At 65.9% G+C, this 18,475-nt stretch carries 21 protein-coding genes; 17 read left to right on the top strand and 4 right to left on the bottom strand.

The window, feature by feature from the left end; translation table 11 throughout:
* The 4 genes from lpxB to E4L96_RS12780 all read left to right on the top strand — a co-directional run.
* Positions 1–1,117 (top strand): lipid-A-disaccharide synthase (lpxB, locus tag E4L96_RS12795; RefSeq protein ID WP_135207613.1); only part of this gene is annotated, 1,117 nt, incomplete at its 5' end.
* Between the two features lie 23 nt (positions 1,118–1,140).
* Entirely contained in the window at positions 1,141–1,809 is a 669-nt protein-coding gene (gene rnhB / locus E4L96_RS12790) for a ribonuclease HII (protein ID WP_135207612.1), read from the top strand.
* Between the two features lie 9 nt (positions 1,810–1,818).
* The gene (locus E4L96_RS12785; protein ID WP_135207611.1) at positions 1,819–2,604 is read left to right on the top strand and encodes a TrmH family RNA methyltransferase; all 786 of its coding nucleotides are present in this window, start codon (positions 1,819–1,821) and stop codon (positions 2,602–2,604) included.
* A 37-nt stretch (positions 2,605–2,641) separates the two neighbouring features.
* On the top strand, positions 2,642–3,838 hold the full coding sequence (locus E4L96_RS12780) for an EAL domain-containing response regulator (RefSeq protein ID WP_135207610.1): 1,197 nt from the start codon (positions 2,642–2,644) through the stop codon (positions 3,836–3,838).
* 51 nt (positions 3,839–3,889) lie between these two features.
* On the opposite strand, the gene ppsR is transcribed toward E4L96_RS12780, so the two are convergent.
* Positions 3,890–4,738: a posphoenolpyruvate synthetase regulatory kinase/phosphorylase PpsR gene (gene ppsR, locus E4L96_RS12775; protein ID WP_135207609.1), complete on the bottom strand. Its 849-nt coding sequence runs from the start codon at positions 4,736–4,738 to the stop codon at positions 3,890–3,892.
* 136 nt (positions 4,739–4,874) lie between these two features.
* On the opposite strand from ppsR, the gene ppsA reads away from it, so the two are divergent.
* The 10 genes from ppsA (at position 4,875) to E4L96_RS12725 (ending at position 14,678) form a co-directional block, all read left to right on the top strand.
* The gene (gene ppsA / locus E4L96_RS12770) at positions 4,875–7,292 is read left to right on the top strand and encodes a phosphoenolpyruvate synthase (RefSeq protein ID WP_135207616.1); all 2,418 of its coding nucleotides are present in this window, start codon (positions 4,875–4,877) and stop codon (positions 7,290–7,292) included.
* Between the two features lie 76 nt (positions 7,293–7,368).
* Positions 7,369–7,788: an NfeD family protein gene (locus E4L96_RS12765; protein ID WP_135207608.1), complete on the top strand. Its 420-nt coding sequence runs from the start codon at positions 7,369–7,371 to the stop codon at positions 7,786–7,788.
* 33 nt (positions 7,789–7,821) lie between these two features.
* Entirely contained in the window at positions 7,822–8,742 is a 921-nt protein-coding gene (locus E4L96_RS12760) for an SPFH domain-containing protein (protein WP_135207607.1), read from the top strand.
* On the top strand, positions 8,739–9,554 hold the full coding sequence (locus E4L96_RS12755) for an SDR family oxidoreductase (protein WP_135207606.1): 816 nt from the start codon (positions 8,739–8,741) through the stop codon (positions 9,552–9,554). The genes E4L96_RS12760 and E4L96_RS12755 overlap by 4 nt, the downstream gene beginning before the upstream one ends.
* Positions 9,555–9,654: 100 nt before the next feature.
* Positions 9,655–10,320 carry a signal peptidase I gene (gene lepB, locus E4L96_RS12750; protein WP_135207605.1) on the top strand — a complete coding sequence of 222 codons (666 nt, stop codon included), beginning with the start codon at positions 9,655–9,657 and terminating at the stop codon, positions 10,318–10,320.
* 111 nt (positions 10,321–10,431) lie between these two features.
* Complete coding sequence (locus E4L96_RS12745; RefSeq protein ID WP_135207604.1) at positions 10,432–10,929, top strand: DUF4440 domain-containing protein; 498 nt, start codon at positions 10,432–10,434, stop codon at positions 10,927–10,929.
* The gene (locus E4L96_RS12740; RefSeq protein WP_135207603.1) at positions 10,926–12,023 is read left to right on the top strand and encodes a sensor histidine kinase; all 1,098 of its coding nucleotides are present in this window, start codon (positions 10,926–10,928) and stop codon (positions 12,021–12,023) included. Before E4L96_RS12745 ends, E4L96_RS12740 begins: the two co-directional genes overlap by 4 nt.
* Entirely contained in the window at positions 12,020–12,790 is a 771-nt protein-coding gene (locus E4L96_RS12735) for a LytR/AlgR family response regulator transcription factor (RefSeq protein WP_135207602.1), read from the top strand. The genes E4L96_RS12740 and E4L96_RS12735 overlap by 4 nt, the downstream gene beginning before the upstream one ends.
* A gap of 126 nt (positions 12,791–12,916) precedes the next feature.
* Positions 12,917–14,089, top strand: coding sequence for a multidrug effflux MFS transporter (locus E4L96_RS12730; RefSeq protein WP_135207601.1), 1,173 nt, complete (start codon positions 12,917–12,919; stop codon positions 14,087–14,089).
* 1 nt (position 14,090) lies between these two features.
* Positions 14,091–14,678, top strand: coding sequence for a hypothetical protein (locus E4L96_RS12725; protein ID WP_135207600.1), 588 nt, complete (start codon positions 14,091–14,093; stop codon positions 14,676–14,678).
* Positions 14,679–14,690: 12 nt separating this feature from the next.
* Here E4L96_RS12725 and E4L96_RS12720 read toward each other — a convergent pair whose 3' ends face one another.
* Together E4L96_RS12720 and E4L96_RS12715 are read right to left on the bottom strand one after the other, a co-directional pair.
* On the bottom strand, positions 14,691–15,302 hold the full coding sequence (locus E4L96_RS12720; protein WP_135207599.1) for a glutathione S-transferase family protein: 612 nt from the start codon (positions 15,300–15,302) through the stop codon (positions 14,691–14,693).
* 28 nt (positions 15,303–15,330) lie between these two features.
* A complete protein-coding gene (locus E4L96_RS12715) occupies positions 15,331–16,254 on the bottom strand; it encodes a LysR family transcriptional regulator (protein WP_135207598.1) in 924 nt (307 codons plus the stop codon).
* A gap of 100 nt (positions 16,255–16,354) precedes the next feature.
* Between E4L96_RS12715 and E4L96_RS12710 the strand changes: the two genes are divergently transcribed.
* On the top strand, positions 16,355–17,167 hold the full coding sequence (locus E4L96_RS12710) for an alpha/beta fold hydrolase (RefSeq protein WP_135207597.1): 813 nt from the start codon (positions 16,355–16,357) through the stop codon (positions 17,165–17,167).
* Between the two features lie 24 nt (positions 17,168–17,191).
* Here the strand turns inward: E4L96_RS12710 and smpB are convergent, their stop codons facing one another.
* Complete coding sequence (gene smpB, locus E4L96_RS12705; protein ID WP_135207596.1) at positions 17,192–17,641, bottom strand: SsrA-binding protein SmpB; 450 nt, start codon at positions 17,639–17,641, stop codon at positions 17,192–17,194.
* Positions 17,642–17,710: 69 nt separating this feature from the next.
* Between smpB and E4L96_RS12700 the strand changes: the two genes are divergently transcribed.
* Positions 17,711–18,142, top strand: a complete 432-nt coding sequence (locus E4L96_RS12700; RefSeq protein ID WP_135207595.1) for a type II toxin-antitoxin system RatA family toxin — start codon at positions 17,711–17,713, stop codon at positions 18,140–18,142.
* Positions 18,135–18,467 (top strand): RnfH family protein, encoded by a 333-nt coding sequence (locus E4L96_RS12695; protein ID WP_135207594.1) that lies wholly within the window; start codon positions 18,135–18,137, stop codon positions 18,465–18,467. The genes E4L96_RS12700 and E4L96_RS12695 overlap by 8 nt, the downstream gene beginning before the upstream one ends.
* Positions 18,468–18,475: the final 8 nt, after the last annotated feature.

The raw sequence follows: 18,475 nt of genomic DNA, 5'->3' as shown, positions 1-18,475 counted from the left end.
CTCCGGCGACATGCTGGCCGGCCGCTTGCTGGCGGGCCTGCGCCCCATGCTGCCGGGCGCGCGCTTCCACGGCATTGGCGGTCCGCGCATGATGGAGCAGGGCTTCGAGTCGCACTGGCCGCTCGACACCCTCACCGTGCGCGGCCTCTTCGAAATCATCCCCAAATACCGTGAGCTCAAGCGCATCCAGTCGGCGTTGCGCGACCAGCTGCTGGCCGACCGCCCCAGCGTGTTCGTCGGCGCCGACTACCCCGGCTTCAATCTCGGGCTGGAAGAACAGCTGAAGGCGCAGGACATCCCGACGGTGCACTTCATCAGCCCCCAGATCTGGGCCTGGCGCGGTGGCCGCATCAAGAAAATCCAGCGCGCGGTCTCGCACATGCTGGTGGTGTTCCCGTTCGAAGAGCAGATCTACCGCGACGCGGGCGTCCCGGTGACCTACATCGGCCATCCGCTTGCCGAACTGATACCGCTGCACCCCGACCAGTCGGCTGCGCGCCACACTCTGGGCCTCCAGGACAGCGACAAAGTGCTCGCCATCCTTCCCGGCAGCCGATCCGGCGAACTAAAATATCTCGTGGAGCCGTTCCTGCTGGCGGCGCGCCTGCTGATGAAGCGCGATCCGGAGCTCAAGTTCGTGATCCCGATGGCCGGCCCGCGCCAGCAGCAGCAGTTCGCGCAGATCGTGGCTGAGAAGGGCCTGGGCGACGTGCCGGTGCAGCTGCTGGACGGCCAGTCGCATGTGGCGATGGCCGCAGCCGACGCCGTGCTGGCCGCATCGGGCACCGCGACACTGGAAGTGGCGCTGTACAAGAAACCGATGGTCATCGCCTACAAGGTGCTCGGCGCCTCGTACCAGATCATGCGGCACATGGGCTACCTGCCATGGATTGGTTTGCCGAACATCCTGGCGCGCGAATTCCTGGTGCCGGAGCTGATCCAGCACCACGCCACGCCCCAGGCCCTGGCCGATGCGGCCTGGTTCCAGTTGACGGATGACGCCAACCGGATCAAGCTGCGCGAGCGCTTCACGGACATGCATCACAGCCTGCTGCGCGACAGTTCGACGGAAAGCGCGCGCGCGGTCATGAACATCATCGCATCGAATAAGGCCTGAACAGGCATGAGCAACAAGGAATCATGAGCAGCAAGCAGCAACCCGGACTCTTCGACTTTGACCCGGACAACGTCGGCGACGAGATCGTCTGCGGCGTGGATGAAGCGGGCCGTGGTCCGCTCGCCGGCCCGGTGTTCGCGGCCGCCGTCATCCTCGACCCTTCGCGTCCCATCGACGGCCTGCGCGACTCCAAGAAGCTGACCGAAGCCCGGCGCATGGAACTGGAGCCGCTGATCAAGGCCAATGCGCTGGCCTGGGCCGTGGCCAAGTGCTCGATCGAAGAGATCGACCGCCTGAACATCCTGCACGCCTCCATGCTGGCCATGAAGCGCGCCGTGCATGCGCTGCAGACCGTGCCCACGCTGGCCCTCATCGACGGCAACCGCATCCCGCGCATGCGGGTGCGCGCGATCGCCATCGTGGAGGGCGACGACAAGGTGCACGCCATCTCGGCCGCCTCCATCCTGGCCAAGACGGCGCGCGACGCGGCGCTGGTCAAGCTGCACAAGAAGTACCCGCAGTACTGCTTCGACCAGCACAAGGGCTATGCCACCGAGCTGCACCTGGAGCGCCTGCGCGAGCACGGCCCGTCACCGGTGCACCGCCGCTCGTATGCGCCGGTGCGCGAGCTGCTCGGCCTCGACATGGCCGGGGCGACCCAGCCGCTGCAGCTCGACAGCGCCTTCGACTGACCGGGCCCGATGAAGACCATTACCTCGCGCGAGAACCCGGCCTACAAGGAATTCAAGCACCTCGCCACCAGCTCGCAGGCGCGCCGCAAGGCGGGCCGCACGCTGCTCGATGGCGTCCACCTGTGCGAGGTCTACCTGGACCTGCGCGGGCTGCCGCAGCACTGCATCGTGGCCGAAAGCGCGCTCGCGCATCCGGAAGTCGCGGCCTTGCTGGCGCGCTGCGAGGACGGCCAGGCGCCCGTCACCATGCTGCCCGATGCGCTGTACAACGCCATCAGCCAGGTGGAAAACGGGGTCGGCATCCTGTTCGTCATCGCCACTCCGCAGGCGGCGCTGCCGGCCGCCTTGTCGGTCCATTGCGTTCTGCTCGACAATCTTCAGGATCCGGGCAACGTCGGCTCCATCCTGCGCAGCGCGGCCGCCGCCGGCATCACCCAGGTGTTCTGTGGACCGGGGACGGCCTTCTGCTGGTCACCCAAGGTGCTGCGCGCGGCGATGGGTGCGCACTTCGTTCTCGATATCTTCGAGAATGTGGACCTGGCCGCGCTGGTGCAAACGGCCCGCATTCCGGTGCTGGCCACCAGCGGCTACGCCTCGCAAAGCCTGTATGCGACCAACCTGAACCAGCCCGTGGCCTGGATCCTGGGCCATGAAGGGCAGGGTGTGTCGGATGAATTGCTCAACCTCGCCACCCAGCGCATCGCCGTGCCCCACCTGGGCCAGGTGGAGTCGCTGAACGTGGCCGCCTGCGCGGCAGTGTGCTTTTTCGAGCATTTGAGGCAAAATCAGCGGTAATGCAAAATTAATGCACAGCAACACACTTGGAGTTGGAATGGATATCGGGCATCTGCACTTTCTGGTGGCTGAAGGCGATACCGCGCAGCGCAGCGCGCTGATCGAAACCCTTGGGCACTTGGGCGCCGCCCGCATCACGGAGGTGCCGGACGGCCTGGCCGCGCTGCGCTGCTTCGAAGACGGCTTCACGCCCTCGATCGACGTCGCCATCATCGACCTCGACCTGCCGGGCATGGACGGGCTGGACCTGCTGCGCACCCTGGGCAGCAAGAAGAGCAAGGCGCGCGTGATCGTCACCGGGCACCAGACCTCGGCCATCATGTTCTCCATCGAGACCATGGCGCTGGCTTATGGCGTGGACCTGCTGGGCACCGTGATGAAACCGGTCGCCGCGCCCAAGCTGGAGCCGCTGCTGGAGCTGTACGCGCCGCCCGCGGATGGCGGGACGCGGCCCGGCGGCCCGACCTTTACCTTCGCCGAAGTCGGTGTCGGCCTGCAGCAGCGCCAGTTCGAGCCGTTCTTCCAGCCGAAGATCGAGCTGGAAACCGGCCAGGTGAAAGGCCTGGAGACCTTCGCGCGCTGGCGCCACCCGGAGCACGGCGTGCTCGGTCCCGCCGCCTTCATCGACGCGCTGGAACAGAACAACCGGGTCGACTTCCTCGACTGGACCATGATCGAACGCTCGGTGCAGGGCTGCCGCCTGCTGATGGACCGCGGCATTCCGATGTCGGTGTCGATCAACCTGGCGCCGCAGACGCTCGCGCACCCGTCCTTCATGCAGCAGATGAAGGCCTGCGTGGACCGCTATCGCGTGCTGCCGGAGTACATCACCTTCGAGATGCCCGAGTCCTCGGTGCTGACCACCGACCCGAGCTTCCTGGAACGCCTGGTGCGCCTGCGCCTGCTCGGCTACGGGCTGGCCATCGACGATTACGGGACCGGCCGCTCCAACCTGCAGCTGCTGGCCCGCATCCCGTTCTCGGAACTGAAGATCGACCGCAGCTTCGTGGACGGCGCCTCCAAGAAGCGGCCCCTGTCCACCGTGCTGTCCACCTGTCTCGGCCTGGCCCGGAGCCTGGACCGCATGTCCGTGGCGGTGGGCGTGGAAACCAAGGAGGACTGGGACTTCCTGCAGGGTCTCGGCTGTACGTACGCCCAGGGCTACCACATCGCGCCGCCGATGGACATCGCGGCGTTCCCGAAATGGCTGGACGACTGGCGGATCTTCTTCTGATCCCCCAAAACACGAGGGCCGCTGCGAGCGGCCCTTTTTCTTGCAAATCCTTCAGTACTCGCGCCGGTCCGGCTTGATCTCCTGCAGGATCGTGGTCGCGATCTCCTCGATCGATTTGGTGGTCGAGGACAGCCAGCGGATGCCTTCGCGCCGCATCATCGTCTCGGCCTCGTTGATCTCGTAGCGGCAGTTCTCGATCGACGCGTATTTACTCCCCGCGCGCCGCTCGTTACGGATCTCCGAGAGACGCTCGGGCGTGATGGTCAGCCCGAAGATCTTCTGCCTGAACTCCGGCAGGGCCGACGGCAGCTTGCCGCGCTCGAAATCGTCGGGAATCAGCGGATAGTTGGCCGCCTTGATCCCGTACTGCATCGCCAGATAAAGGCTGGTCGGCGTCTTGCCCGAGCGCGACACCCCCACCAGGATCACATCGGCCGCCGCCAGGTTCTTGTGCGACTGCCCGTCGTCATGCGCCAGCGAGAAGTTGATCGCCTCGATCCGGTTCTTGTACTCCTCCGAATCCACGATGTTGTGTGAGCGCCCGATGGTGTGGGTCGACTTGACACCCAGCTCCTGCTCCAGCGGGGCCACGAAGGTCTGGATCAGGTCCATGTGCAGGCCGTTGGCCTGGCGGATAAGGTTCGACAGGTGCGGCTTCACCAGGGTCGAGAACACGATCGGGCGCTGCCCGTCCTGGCGAAACACGTCGTTGATCCGGCGGACCGCCTCGAAGGCCTTGGCGTCGTCGTCGATGAAGGGCAGGCGGATCTGCCGGAACCGCATCTCGAACTGGGTCAGCACCGCATGGCCGAAGGTCTCGGCCGTGATGCCGGTGCCGTCCGAGACGAAAAACACGGTCCGGGCCGAGGTGGGAAAGGGGGGGCGTGCTTCTGTGGTCATAACTTCCTGCCTGCCTGATAGAATGCTTAGCAATAGGTTCATTGTGCGGTACGGCCCTCCAAATAACAAGAAGACGCCCGTCACCGCCCACCTGCCAGGTTTCCATCATCAAAGTAAAGGTGTTTTCATGACCAGCATGACCAATGCAGTAAGGGAGGAAAAGGAAGCGGTGTACGTCGCCTCCTTCGAAGACCTGCGCATGACGGATGTCGAATCCGTCGGCGGCAAGAACGCGTCCCTCGGGGAGATGATCTCCCAGCTCGCCCACGCGGGCGTGCGCGTGCCCGGCGGCTTTGCCACCACCGCGGCCGCGTTCCGCGACTTCCTCTCGCACGCCCAGAGCGGCGGCAAGCCGCTGGCCCAGCGTATCGCCGAGCGCCTGGAGGGCCTGAACGTCGATGACGTGCGGGCCCTGGCCGCGGCCGGCGCCGAGATCCGCCAATGGATCGTCGAGACCCCGTTCCAGCCGCGCCTGGAGCAGGAGATTCGCGCGTTCTACGACAAGCTGGTGGCCCGCTCCGGCACCGAGATGTCGTTTGCTGTGCGCTCGTCGGCCACGGCCGAAGACCTGCCGGATGCATCGTTCGCGGGCCAGCAGGAGACCTTCCTCAACGTGGTGGGCATCGACCACGTGCTGGAAGCGATGAAGCACGTCTTCGCCTCGCTCTACAACGACCGCGCGATCTCCTACCGCGTGCACAAGGGCTTCACCCATGCCGAGGTGGCGCTGTCCGCCGGCGTGCAGCAGATGGTGCGCTCGGACCTGGGCGCCTCGGGCGTGATGTTCACCATCGACACCGAATCAGGTTTCAAGGACGTGGTCTTCATCACCTCCAGCTATGGCCTGGGCGAGACCGTGGTTCAGGGCGCCGTGAATCCGGACGAGTTCTATGTCCACAAGCCGATGCTCGAACAGGGCAAGTCCCCGGTCATCCGCCGCAATATCGGCTCGAAGCTGATCAAGATGGAGTTCACCCAGGAGGCCAAGGCGGGCCGCTCGGTGCGCACCGTGGACGTGCCGGTCGAGATGCGCAACCGCTATTCGCTGACCGACCCGGAAGTCGTGGAGCTGGCCAGGTACGCCGTGATCATCGAGCGCCACTACGGCCGCCCGATGGACATCGAGTGGGGCAAGGATGGCCGCGACGGCAAGCTGTATATCCTGCAGGCGCGCCCGGAGACCGTGAAGTCGCAGGTCAACCAGCATGACGCGCAGCAGCGCTTCAAGCTAAAAGGCTCGGGCACCGTGCTGGTGTCGGGCCGCGCGATCGGGCAGAAGATCGGCGCCGGTCCGGTGCGCGTGATTCATGATCCGTCCGAGATGGAACGGGTGCAGCCGGGCGATGTGCTGGTCGCGGACATGACGGACCCGAACTGGGAGCCGGTGATGAAGCGGGCGTCCGCCATCGTCACCAACCGCGGTGGCCGCACCTGCCACGCGGCGATCATCGCGCGTGAACTGGGCGTCCCTGCGGTGGTGGGCTGCGGCGACGCGACCGAGGTGCTGAAGGACGGCACCCTGGTGACCGTGTCCTGCGCCGAGGGTGACGAGGGCAAGATTTACGACGGCCTGCTGGAGACCGAAATCTCCGAAGTCTCGCGCGGCGAGCTGCCGCAGATCCCGACCAAGATCATGATGAACGTCGGGAACCCGCAGCTGGCCTTCGACTTCCAGTCCATTCCCAACGCCGGCGTGGGCCTGGCGCGGCTGGAGTTCATCATCAACAACAACATCGGCGTGCACCCGAAAGCCATCCTCGAGTACCCGAATATCGACCAGGACCTGAAGAAGGCCGTGGAATCGGTCGCGCGCGGACATGCCTCGCCGCGCCAGTTCTATGTCGACAAGCTGGCTGAGGGCGTGGCGACCATCGCCGCCGCGTTCTGGCCCAAGCCTGTGATCGTGCGCCTGTCCGACTTCAAGTCCAACGAGTACAAGAAGCTGATCGGCGGCTCGCGCTACGAGCCGGACGAAGAGAACCCGATGCTGGGCTTCCGCGGCGCTGCGCGTTACCTGTCGGAGGACTTCGCGGGCGCGTTCGAGATGGAATGCGCGGCCATGAAGCGGGTGCGCAACGAGATGGGGCTGACCAACGTCGAGATCATGGTGCCGTTCGTACGCACGCTGGGGCAGGCCGAGAAGGTGGTCAACCTGCTGGCGAAGAATGGACTCAAGCGCGGCGAGAACGGCCTGCGCCTGATCATGATGTGCGAGATCCCATCCAATGCGCTGCTGGCCAACGACTATCTGGAGTTCTTCGACGGCTTCTCGATCGGGTCCAACGACCTGACACAGCTGACCCTGGGCCTGGACCGGGATTCCGGCATGGCGCTGCTGGCGCAGGACTTCGACGAGCGCGATCCGGCGGTCAAGGCGCTGCTCTCGATGGCCATCAAGGCCTGCCGCGAGCGCGGGAAGTACATCGGCATCTGCGGCCAGGGGCCGTCCGATAATCCGGACTTCGCACAGTGGCTGATGGAGCAGGGGATCGAGTCCATGTCGCTCAACCCGGACTCGGTGATCGAAACCTGGCAGAAGCTCGGCGCTCTTTGACGGCCCGGTTTTGCACGGTATCGCAGCCCCCGACGGCCATCGGCCCGCGGGGGCTTTTTTCTGAAGGGAGGCAGCCATGGCGGATTGGATCACTTGGTCGGTCATCGCGCTGGTCGCGGTGGTGCTGGAACTGTTCACGGGGACGTTCTATCTGTTGATGCTTGCGGTGGGGCTGGCGGCGGGCGCGCTGGCGGCACTGGGCGGGCTGTCGACGGTGGTGCAGGCCCTGATCGCGGCCGTGGTGGCCGCGGTGGCGACGGAACTCCTGCGTCGCAAGCGCGGCACGGCCACGCGCATCGACGCCAGCGTCAACCCTGACGTCAATCTCGACATCGGGCAGCAGGTCAACGTCGACACCTGGAACGGCACGCGCGCCCGGGTGCTGTACCGCGGCGCGCAGTGGGACGCCGAACTCGCACCGGGCGCGGAAGCCCGGCCCGGCGCCTACCGCATCATGCAGGTGCTGGGCAGCCGGCTGATACTCTCGAACCAATAACGACCACACCCAGGGATAACAAAAGGAGACAACATGGAATTCGGATTCGGAACCGTCGCACTGGTGATCCTGCTGCTGGCCGCGGTCTTCGTCATCAAGACCATCCAGGTGGTGCCGCAACAGCATGCGTGGGTGGTGGAGCGGCTTGGCAAGTACCACGCCACGCTGGCGCCGGGCCTGAACATCGTGGTGCCGTTCGTGGACCGCATCGCGTACAAGCACTCGCTCAAGGAGATCCCGCTGGATGTGCCGCCGCAGGTCTGCATCACCAAGGACAACACGCAGCTGCAGGTGGACGGCATCCTGTACTTCCAGATTACGGATGCGATGCGCGCGTCCTACGGTTCCTCCAACTACATCGTGGCCATCACCCAGCTCGCGCAGACCACGCTGCGTTCCATCATCGGCCGCATGGAGCTGGACAAGACCTTCGAGGAACGGGACCACATCAACACCACGGTGGTGAATGCGATCGACGAATCGGCCGCCAACTGGGGCGTCAAGGTGCTGCGTTACGAGATCAAGGACCTGACGCCGCCCGCCGAGATCCTGCATGCGATGCAGGCGCAGATCACGGCCGAGCGCCAGAAGCGCGCGGTGATCGCGGCCTCCGAAGGGCGCAAGCAGGAGCAGATCAACATTGCGACCGGCGAGAAGATGTCGGCGATTGCGCGCTCCGAAGGCGACATGCAGGCTGCCATCAACCGCGCCGAGGGCCAGGCGCGGGCCACGGTGCTGCTCGCGCAGGCCAATGCGGAAGCAGTGCGTCAGGTGGGCGAGGCGATCGTGCAGCCGGGCGGGCACGATGCCGTCAACCTGCGCGTGGCGGAGGAGTATGTGGGGGCGTTCGCCAATCTCGCCAAGACCAACAACTCGATCATCGTGCCCGCCAACCTGGGCGAGATGAGCGGTTTGATTGCGAGCGCGCTGCAGATCGTCAAGGCGCAAAGGTGACGCGTACGATCGTCATCACCGGCGCCTCGGACGGCATCGGCGCCGAGATCGCGCGCCAGCTGGCGGCCGCGCACCAGGGCGGCGTGGCGCTGGTGCTGGCGGCGCGCGACGAAGACCGCCTGCGGGCAGTGGCGGGGGAATGCGAGGCGCTGGGCGCACGCACGCTGGTGGTACGGACCGACGTGGCGCGGCAGGAGGACTGCCAGCGGCTGATGCAGCAGGCGGTGGCGGCGTTCAGCGGCATCGATGTCCTCGTCAACAACGCGGGGCGATCCGCGCACGCGCTGTTCGAGGACGTGCAGGACCTGGGTTGGTACGAGGACCTGATGCGGGTGAACCTGTGGGGCAGCGTCTGGTGCACGCACGCCGCACTGCCGTACCTGAAGGCTGCGCGTGGTTCGATCGTGGCTGTGTCCTCGCTGGCTGGGCTGGTCGGCGTGCCGGGACGGACTGCCTACAGCGCGTCCAAGTTCGCCATGAGCGGCTTCTTTGAGAGCCTGCGCGCGGAGCTGAAACCGCATGGCGTGAGCGTGACCGCGGCGTATCCAGGCGTGGTCGACACCCGTATCCGCTACCGTGGCTACAACGCGCGCGGCGAAGAGGCGGGCGTGAGTGGCTTGAAGGAAGAGGGCGCAATGACGGTCGAGACGTGCGCGCGCCTGATCATCACCGGCATGGAGCGGCACCAGCGCGAGGTCGTCATGACCGCCAAGGGCAAATTTGGCCGCTTCCTCAAGCTGCTCGCTCCCGGCCTCGTCGAGCGCATCGCCTTGAAAGCCCTCAAACACGACGTGCGGCCTGGCCGGAGCTAGTTGGGCGCCGCCAGCGCGCGCCGGTTTAAGGCAGGTTAAAGCAGATGGCGCTATAAACTGACTATTCGAGTATTGAATAAACGACCAAAGGGGAACCGGCATGAAGAACTGGCTGCGCGCGAACAAGGGGTTTGTGGCGTTCCTGATGCTGTTCGGGATTTTTCGTACCGCCGTGGCGGACTGGAATCCGATTCCGTCGGCTTCCATGCACCCCAATCTGCTGGAGGGCGATGTCGTCTTCGTCAATCGCCTGGCCTTCGACCTCAAGGTCCCGCTGACCGACGTGGTGGTCAAGCATCTGGGCGAGCCGCGTCGCGGCGACGTGGTCACGTTCTCGTCCCCGGCCGATGGCACGCGCCTGATCAAGCGCCTGATCGCGGTGCCGGGCGACGTGGTCGAGATGCGCAACGAGAAGCTGGTCATCAACGGCCAGCCGGCCGACTACGTAGCCCTCGGGGAGCAGTACGAAACGCTGGACGGTACGGCCATGCGCGCGCTGCGCGTGACCGAAACCCTGAACGGCGCCAAGCATGACATCCAGGTGCTGCCCAACGTGGTTGCCCTGCGCACCTTTGGCCCGATCGTCGTTCCCAAGGACCGCTACCTCATGCTGGGCGATAACCGCGACAACAGCCACGACTCGCGCTACATCGGCCTGGTGCCGCGTGAACTGCTGATCGGGCGCGCCGAGCGGGTCCTGGTCTCCGCCGACATCAACGGCAACTGGATGCCGCGCACCGATCGTTTCGGCATGCGCCTCCGCTAAGTCCACGGGCGCGGCGTTTCACCGCGCCGATCCACCGCTTCACCGCAAACCGCTCGTCGATCCGCCAGCTCCCGCATTACATTGGCGCCTCCAGAACCACCCGGAGACACCATGAAAAAGCTGCAGGCCGCCTGCCTGCTGATCGCTGCCTGTGCCACCGCACCTCTCACGCAGGCCGCGCCCATTCCCGATGACGAAGCGGCCGTGGCCCAGATTGGACAGATCGTGCGCGCCTTCCAATCCGCGATCATCGCCAAGGACCGCGCCGCGCTGGAATCGATGTTTCTCGCCTCGGACAACAGCTGGCTGATGGTCGCCGGCGAACCCGCCAGGCTCAAACCCGGCCTTCCGTGGGTCCGGCCGGACAACTACAGGAGGTTCGCGGAATTCGTCGGCAACAGCAAAGTCCCGGTGGAGGAGCGCTTCTACGATGTCCGCATCCACAGCAACGGCGCCGTCGGCACGGTCTACTTCAACTTCGACTTCCTCATGGACGGCAAGGTGACCAACGATGGCAGCGAGTCCTGGCACCTGGTGCGCACGGAAAACGGCTGGAAGATCAGCTCCATGGTGTATTCCATCGGCCGCCCCGCTAAAATGAACGGATGACGACCGGACGTACCTTCGACCCCGCGCGCCTGGCGGCGCTGCCTTTCCGCCGTCCGCTGCTGGCGGCGCTCGCGATCTCGGTGTGCATCGCCATCATGGGCGTGCCGGACGTGCTCCATAACCGGCCGGTGTTCCGCGCGCTGTACCTGGCCACCTACCTCGCCTGGATCGCGCCGACCGCGTGGCTGCAACGCGCCCTGTGGCGCCGCCGCTTGCCGTGGTGGGGCGCCGCGCTCGTGCTGCTGGCGGCCACGTATGCGATGTCGCTGGTGAACAGCGTGATCGGCCAGACGCTCGCCATTTATCTCGGCTTGAACGCCGCGTACAAATGGGACATGATCTTCGTCGGCCTCGATAGCTGCTGGCTGCCGCTGATCGCATTCTGTGCGACCCATGCGGTGGTGGCCTATAACGCGGCGCTGGCGCAGGAGCAGGCGCGCGCCGCCGAAGCCGCGCTGCTGCTGCGGGACGCGGAGCTGCGCGCCTTGCGCTACCAGCTGCAGCCGCACTTCCTTTTCAATACGCTCAACGCCTTGTCCTCGCTGGTCGCGACCGGCCGCCAACGCGATGCCAACCGCATGATCGCGCAACTGGCAGACCTGCTGCGTGCCACGCTGGCGATCGGCCAGGCACACGAACATTCGCTCGCCGATGAACTGGCGCTCACCGAAAGCTATCTCGAAATCGAAAAGGCCCGCCTAGGCGAGCGGCTGCACGTGACGCTCGACATCGGTCCGGGCATCCTCGATGCCCAGGTGCCTTGCCTGCTGCTGCAACCGCTGGTGGAAAACGCCGTCCGCCATGGGATCGCACCGCGCACCGAAGCGGGAGCGGTCACGCTGGGCATTGAGGCTCGCGCCGACCGGTTGCACGTCCGGCTGCGCAACGACGTGCCCGAAGGGGCGGTGGTGGACGCCGGCAGCTCGCTGCGCGTCGGCATGCGGAACGTGGCCGAGCGGCTGGAACGGCTGTATGGCGGCGAGCACCGCTTTCACACGCAGGCCGCAGGCAGCGGCGGACAATTCGAGGTACTGGTCGAGCTGCCGCTGCGCGTAGGAGAATCGGCCAGCACGACCTGGGCGCGCGCCGCATGATCCGGGCCGTCATCGTCGACGATGAACCGCTGGCCCGCAGCGGCGTGCTGGCGCGCCTGCGGGGGTGCGCGGACATCGAAGTGATTGCGGAATATGCGGACGGACCGGCCGCGCTGGCCGGCTTGCGCGAGCAGGGTGCGGACCTGGTCTTCCTCGATGTGGAGATGCCAGGGCTGAACGGGCTGGAGGTGCTGGCGGCGCTGCCGCCAGAGGAGCGTCCGCTGGCGGTGCTGCTCACCGCCTACGAGCAGTTTGCGGTGCAGGCCTTCGCCCTCAATGTCGTGGACTATCTGCTCAAGCCCGTGGAGGATGAACGCTTCAACGAAACTCTGGCGCGGGTGCGGCAGGCGTGGACCTTCCGCGAGCGCAGCGCCAGTGAGATGGCGCCGGCCGAGTACCTGAGCCGCTTCACCGTCAAGTATGGCAGCCGCCTGCTGTTCGTGAATGCGGCAGAGGTGAGCTGGATCGACGCCAGCGGCGACTACGCGACCCTGCACGTGGGGGCGCATGAATACCTGCTGCGCACGTCGCTGCACAAGCTGGCCGGGTCGCTGGACCCCGCACTCTTCATGCGCGTGCACCGGTCGGCCATCGTGCGGCTGGACCAGGTGGCGGAGCTGCGCAGCCTGGGCAACCGCGACGCGCTCCTGCGCCTGCGGGACGGCACGCCGCTGCGCGCCAGCCGCACCTACGTGCCCGCGCTGCTGGAGGCACTGGAGCGGCAGCGCGGAACTGAGCCCACAGACCGCTCCCGAAGCGCGGCCTGATCGGCGTCTGCAAGCCAGCAGGAACGGACAGGCGGCCAACGCGAACGCAGCGCGCAAGGTAGAATTTCGGTTTGCCTGCTCCGAATCGCCCGGTTCGCGGGTGCCGCAGTCCCGTAGAAAGCTCCCATGCATCGTTTGTTGACAGTCATCCTCGCGTGCCTCGGTATGGTCGGCGCGCTGGCGATCGACACCTATCTCCCTTCCATCCCCACGATCGGCCGCGAATTCGAGGTCAGCGCCATCGCGGTCCAGCAGACGCTGTCGCTGTTCCTGTTTGCGTTCGCCTTCATGATGCTGTTCTACGGCACCCTGTCCGACTCCTTCGGCCGCCGCCCGGTGCTGCTGACGGCACTCACCGTGTACACGCTGGCCTCGATGGGCGCCGCCTATTCGCCGAGTTTCGGCTGGCTGCTGGCCTGCCGCGTGCTGCAGGGCCTTGCCGCCGGTGCCGGGTCGGTGATCGGCGCGGCGGTGGTGCAGGACCGCTTCTCTGGCGCGCAGGCGCAGAAGATGATGGCGCATATCATGATGGTGTTCGGCGTCGCCCCTGCCGTTGCGCCGGTGATCGGCGGCTACCTCCACGTGACCTTCGGCTGGCGCGCCACCTTCTGGTTCCTGTGCGCGTTCGGCCTGACCATGATCCTCCTGTGCCTCAAGTCGCTGCCCGAGAGTCTCCCGTGCGAGAAGCGCCAGCCGTTCCATCCCGGGGTCATTGCCCGCAACTACCTCAAGGTACTGAGCAAGCCCCGCTTCGTGTTCCTGGCGCTGACCTTGGGCGTGGCCTTCGGCGGCGTGGCTTTGTATATCGGCTCGGCCGCACACTTCGTGATGGACATCCTGCACAAACCGGAGACGGCGTTCGCCTGGATGTTCATTCCTCTCATTGGCGGCATGGTCGGCGGGTCGGCGGTGGCGGGCAAGCGCGCGGCGCACATGTCCCCGGTGCGGATGATCGGCATTGGCTTCGCCATCATGATCGTGGGTTCGATGGCCGGCGTCGGCTACAATGCGCTGTTTGTGGCGGAGGTCCCGTGGGCCGTCCTGCCGCTGGGGGTGTACACCTTCGGTCTCGCGATGGCGATGCCGGCAATCCAGCAGCAGGCGCTCTCGCTGTTCCCGGACAACCGGGGACTGGCCGCGTCCATGCAGTCGTTCATCCAGATGATGTCGTTCGCGCTGGTGTCCGGCCTCGTGGCGCCGCTGCTGTTCGACAGTGCGCTGAAACTGGCCGCCGGGCTGGCGGCGTGCGTCGGACTGAGTTTTGTCTGCTGGCGCGTCAGCATGCATACCAAGGAGTGATATGAAAGCGATCGTTTCGATCATCTGTCTCGCGGCCAGTGCGGCCGCCCTGGCCGCGCCCGTGATGCCGGACCCGGATCCGCGCGCGCGTCCGCGGCTGGGGGACAACGGTGTGACGATGGGGACGGTCCATATCGCGTACGAAGAGACCACGCTGGCCGCCGTGCGCGCGCAGGCGGGCATCGGGGTGCTGCGGCACCAGGCTGATGCGACCATCACCCGTTCCTGGCTGTGCTATGTGTTGCCGGACCGGGTGCGGGCCGTGTGGCTGATCGCAAACGGGGAGGGCGCCTCCACTCGCGCCATCACCCAGGTGCAGGTCGGGCCGATCGACCCGAGCGAACAGTGTCCGCTGCTGCCGGAGGCGCTGCAGCCGCTGAAATTCCATAACGGCGCATCAGCGGGCATGTCCTCCGATGCGCTGCGCAAGGCGCTCGGCACGCCGTCGGGTGCTTCGCCGCGTGAGATGACCTGGGTGTCCGAAGAAAAGGTGCAGGAGCAGCGCGATCGCGCGCGGCTGCGCATCTTCAAGGTGCGCCTCAAGAATGGCCTGGTGGATGCCCTGCAGGCCGGGCAAACGACCTACTAGGCAGTTCTCGCCTCATTCCTCCGGCCACGGGTTCGCCCAGGCCGGGATCTCCATCAGCCGGTCCAGCCAGCGCACGATATGCGGCCAGCGCTCCAGCGGCATGTCTGCCTCGCGCCAGTAGCGCGCCATGGAGCCGAGCTGGAAGTCGGCGATGGTCAGGCGGCCGCACGCGACGAACTCGCGATCCTGCAAATGCGCGTCCAGCACGGGCGCGCGCTTTTCCAGTTCGGGTAAGCCCAACGCCAGTTCCGCCGGATCCGGCGGGCCGATGTCGAAGGTCTTCTTGACGACGTGCTCGAAGTAGTAGGGGTTCACGGCGCGCTGCCACTGCTGGTCGTTCCACGCGAGCCAGCGCAGGACCTGCACTTGTTCCAGCGGATCGTGGGCGGGCCACATGTCCGAACCGGCCTTGATGCACAGGTAAGCGTTGATGGCCGAGGATTCCCACAGCACGGTCTCGCCATCCACCAGCGTGGGCGCATTCAGGTTGGGGTTCAGCCGTGCATAGTCGCCGGATTTCAGGTGCGCGAAGTTGGCGTGAATGAATTCCGCGTCGATGCCGAGGTGCTTGGCCACGGCCAGCGTGCGCAATGGCGCCTGCGCCTTGATCCAGTAAATCTGCATGCTTGTCTCCTGGGTTATCTGCCCACGATCATGCCACAGCATTGCGTTTGCGTGCTGCGGAGGCCAGCGGGCCGTGGGCGCGGATATGGTCCCACAGCTTCTGTGCGACGGGGCCATGCGGCCGGTCGGCGCGGCGCGCGGCGACCAGGTCTTCCACGCTGCCGGGCAGGTGGCGGCCCGCCAGCGACACCAGCTTGCCGCTGCGGAGCTCATTCTCGATCAGGAAGCGGGGCAGGTGCCCCCACGCCAGGCCTTGGAGGATCAGCTCCTTCTTCATCGCCTGGTCCGGCACCGTGCACTGGGGCGCACCGGCCAGCATGAAGTGGTCGCGCCGCTCGGAATGCAGGGCGGTGTCGCGGATCACGGCCTGGGTCAGGGCGCGCAAGTCCTCGGTGCGCGGGCTGCGGGCGAGAGCGGGAGGCAGGTAGCGCGGTGCTGCCACCGGCACGAAGGCGACCTTGCCCAGGTCCAGCCACTCGATGCGCGGGTCGCGCTTGTCCGCGCCGTGCAGGATCAGGTCCGCATCGCCATCGAGCAGGCGCTCGCCGGGGCCGCCGACCGCTTCCACGTCCAGGTACAAACGGGTGTGCGGGTGCCGGGCGAAGAAGCGGCTCAGCATCGCCAGCACGGGCGGTATCGGTGCGTAGTCCCCGACGATGACCCGCAGCTCGCTCTCTTCGCCCATGGCCAGCTGGCTGGCGTGGCGGCGCAGGCCTTGCAGCTCGTCCAGCACCGCGATCGCCTTGCGGTGGAAGGAGCGGCCCGCCTCGGTCGGACGCACGCGGTAGCCGCTGCGGTCCAGCAGGACGACACCGAGCTGGCGTTCCAGCTTGGCCACTGCGGCGAAGACGGCGGGGTGCGACCGGTGCAGCACTTCGGCGGCGGCCTGGAATCCTCCCGCGCGAATGACGGCATCGAAGCACTGGAGCTCCTGCAGGGTGAAGTCGTGCATGTTCACGTTCCTGACAATGTTTTGCAAAACATTGTAATTTCTTTCGCAGTCAGGCAGGTCCACCATGGCTCCATCGCATCATTCACTCAAGGAGATCAACATGGCTGCACTCGACAACTTCACCGCCGACGACGGCGCCACCATTGCTTTCCGCTTCGATGGCGCGGCGGACCAGCCGGTCCTCATCCTGTCCAACTCCATCGCCACCGACCACAGCATGTGGGACGGCCAGATCGGGAGCTTCGCGCGGCACTTCCGCGTGCTGCGCTATGACATGCGCGGGCATGGCGATTCCTCTGCGCCGAACGGTGCCTATTCGCTGGACCGGCTGGGCCGGGATGTGCTGGAGCTGATGGACGGACTGGGGATCCCGCAGGCGCACTTCCTGGGACTGTCGCTGGGCGGCTATGTGGGGCAGTGGCTAGGCGTGCATGCGCCGGGGCGGGTGCTGAGGCTAGTGCTGAGCAATACAGCGCCGCATCTGGGCCCGGCCGCGGTCATCGACGAGAAGATCGCCGCCCTGAATGGTGGCGCGCCGATGGCGGACTTTGCGGACGCGTTCCTCGCCAACTGGTTCCCGCGCGAGCTGCTGGAACGCGACCCGAAGACCACCGAGCGCTTCCGCCGCATGATCCTGCGGACGCCGCCACACGGGCTGGCAGGCGCCTTCGCCGTGGTGCGCGATGCGGACCTGCGGCGCCTGCTGCCGTTGATCGACCGCCCAACGCTCGTCATCGGCGGCGCACACGATACGGTGACGCTGGCCGAACACAGCGAGCAGATTGCCGCCGCCATCCCCGGCGCCCGCCTCGCGATGCTGCCCTCGGTGCACTTGCCGAACGTGGAGATGCCTGTGCCCTATGAGGATGCGGTGCTGGGCTTCCTGCTGGAGTCATGCCAGCCAAGGCCCTGAGCCCGGCAGGGCCGACGGCGCACGTCAGCGCCGGTTCTGCTTCATGGCGTTGGCCACTTCGCGCTTGGCGTCGCGTTCCTTGTCGGTGGCGCGCTTGTCGTGCTGCTTCTTGCCCTTGGCGAGGCCGATCTCGCACTTCACGCGGCCGCCCTTGTAGTGCAGGTTGAGAGGCACAATGGTGTAGCCGGAGCGGTCCACCTTGCCAATCAGCTTGTCGAGCTCTCCACGGTGCAGCAGCAGCTTGCGGGTGCGCACCGCCTCCGGCTTGATCCACGAGGTGGCGGTGGGCAGCACGCTGATATGGGCGCCGAACAGGAACAGTTCGTCGCCCTTCTTGATGATGTAGGCCTCTTTGATCTGGACCCGGCCTTCGCGGATCGCTTTCACTTCCCAGCCCTCCAATACGAGGCCCGCTTCATAGCGGTCCTCGATGAAGAAGTCGTGAAAGGCTTTTTTATTGTCAACGATGCTCATGGAAATGCAAAAATGTCCGGGTCGGTTAAACTACGGCCTCAAACCGAAATCATAACAAACGGCTCATCAATGGCAGTAGTGCACAAGTCCGTTCTGCTCGCGTACAGTGCCGAGCAGATGTTTGACCTGGTCGCAAAGGTCGAAGATTATCCCAAATTCCTGCCATGGTGCGGCGGGGTCAAGATTCTCGAACGCACGGCGGACACCCTGGTCGCCTGTTTGGCCATCCACTACCGCGGCATCAACCAGAGTTTCACCACCTCCAACCACAACATGCGGCCGACCCAGATGAAGATGACGCTGGTCGACGGGCCGTTCAAGGTGCTCAACGGCACGTGGACGTTCAAGGCCCTGCGCGCGGATGCGTGCAAGGTGGAACTGGACTTGCACTATGAGTTTTCCAGCCGGGTGCTGGAGTCGCTGATCGGCCCGGTGTTCGGCGTGATCGCCAACAGTATGGTCGATTCGTTCTGCAAGCGCGCGGAGACGGTGTATGGCTGAGCCGGCCAACAGGCTCGGGGTGCAGATCGTCTACGCGACCGCGGCGGCCGAGTACCTGCGCGGCTTCGAGGTGGAGGCGGGCACCACCATCGAGCAGGCCATTCGCCAGTGCGGGATCCTGCAGGACATTCCGGGCATCGACCTGGCCACGCAGCCGGTCGGGCTGTACGGCAAGAAGAAGCCGCTCGACACGGTGCTGCGCGCACACGACCGCATCGAGATCTACCGCCCGCTGGTGGCGGACCCAAAGGAAACTCGTCGCTTGCGCGCCAAGAAGAAGACTGCCAACGACGGGCGGACCACGCCGCCCGCATCCACAGCCTGAAGGGCGTA

Source organism: Zemynaea arenosa, assembly GCF_004614185.1.
Lineage (GTDB): Bacteria > Pseudomonadota > Gammaproteobacteria > Burkholderiales > Burkholderiaceae_D > Telluria > Telluria arenosa.
This window is presented reverse-complemented; position numbering and strand designations above follow the sequence as displayed.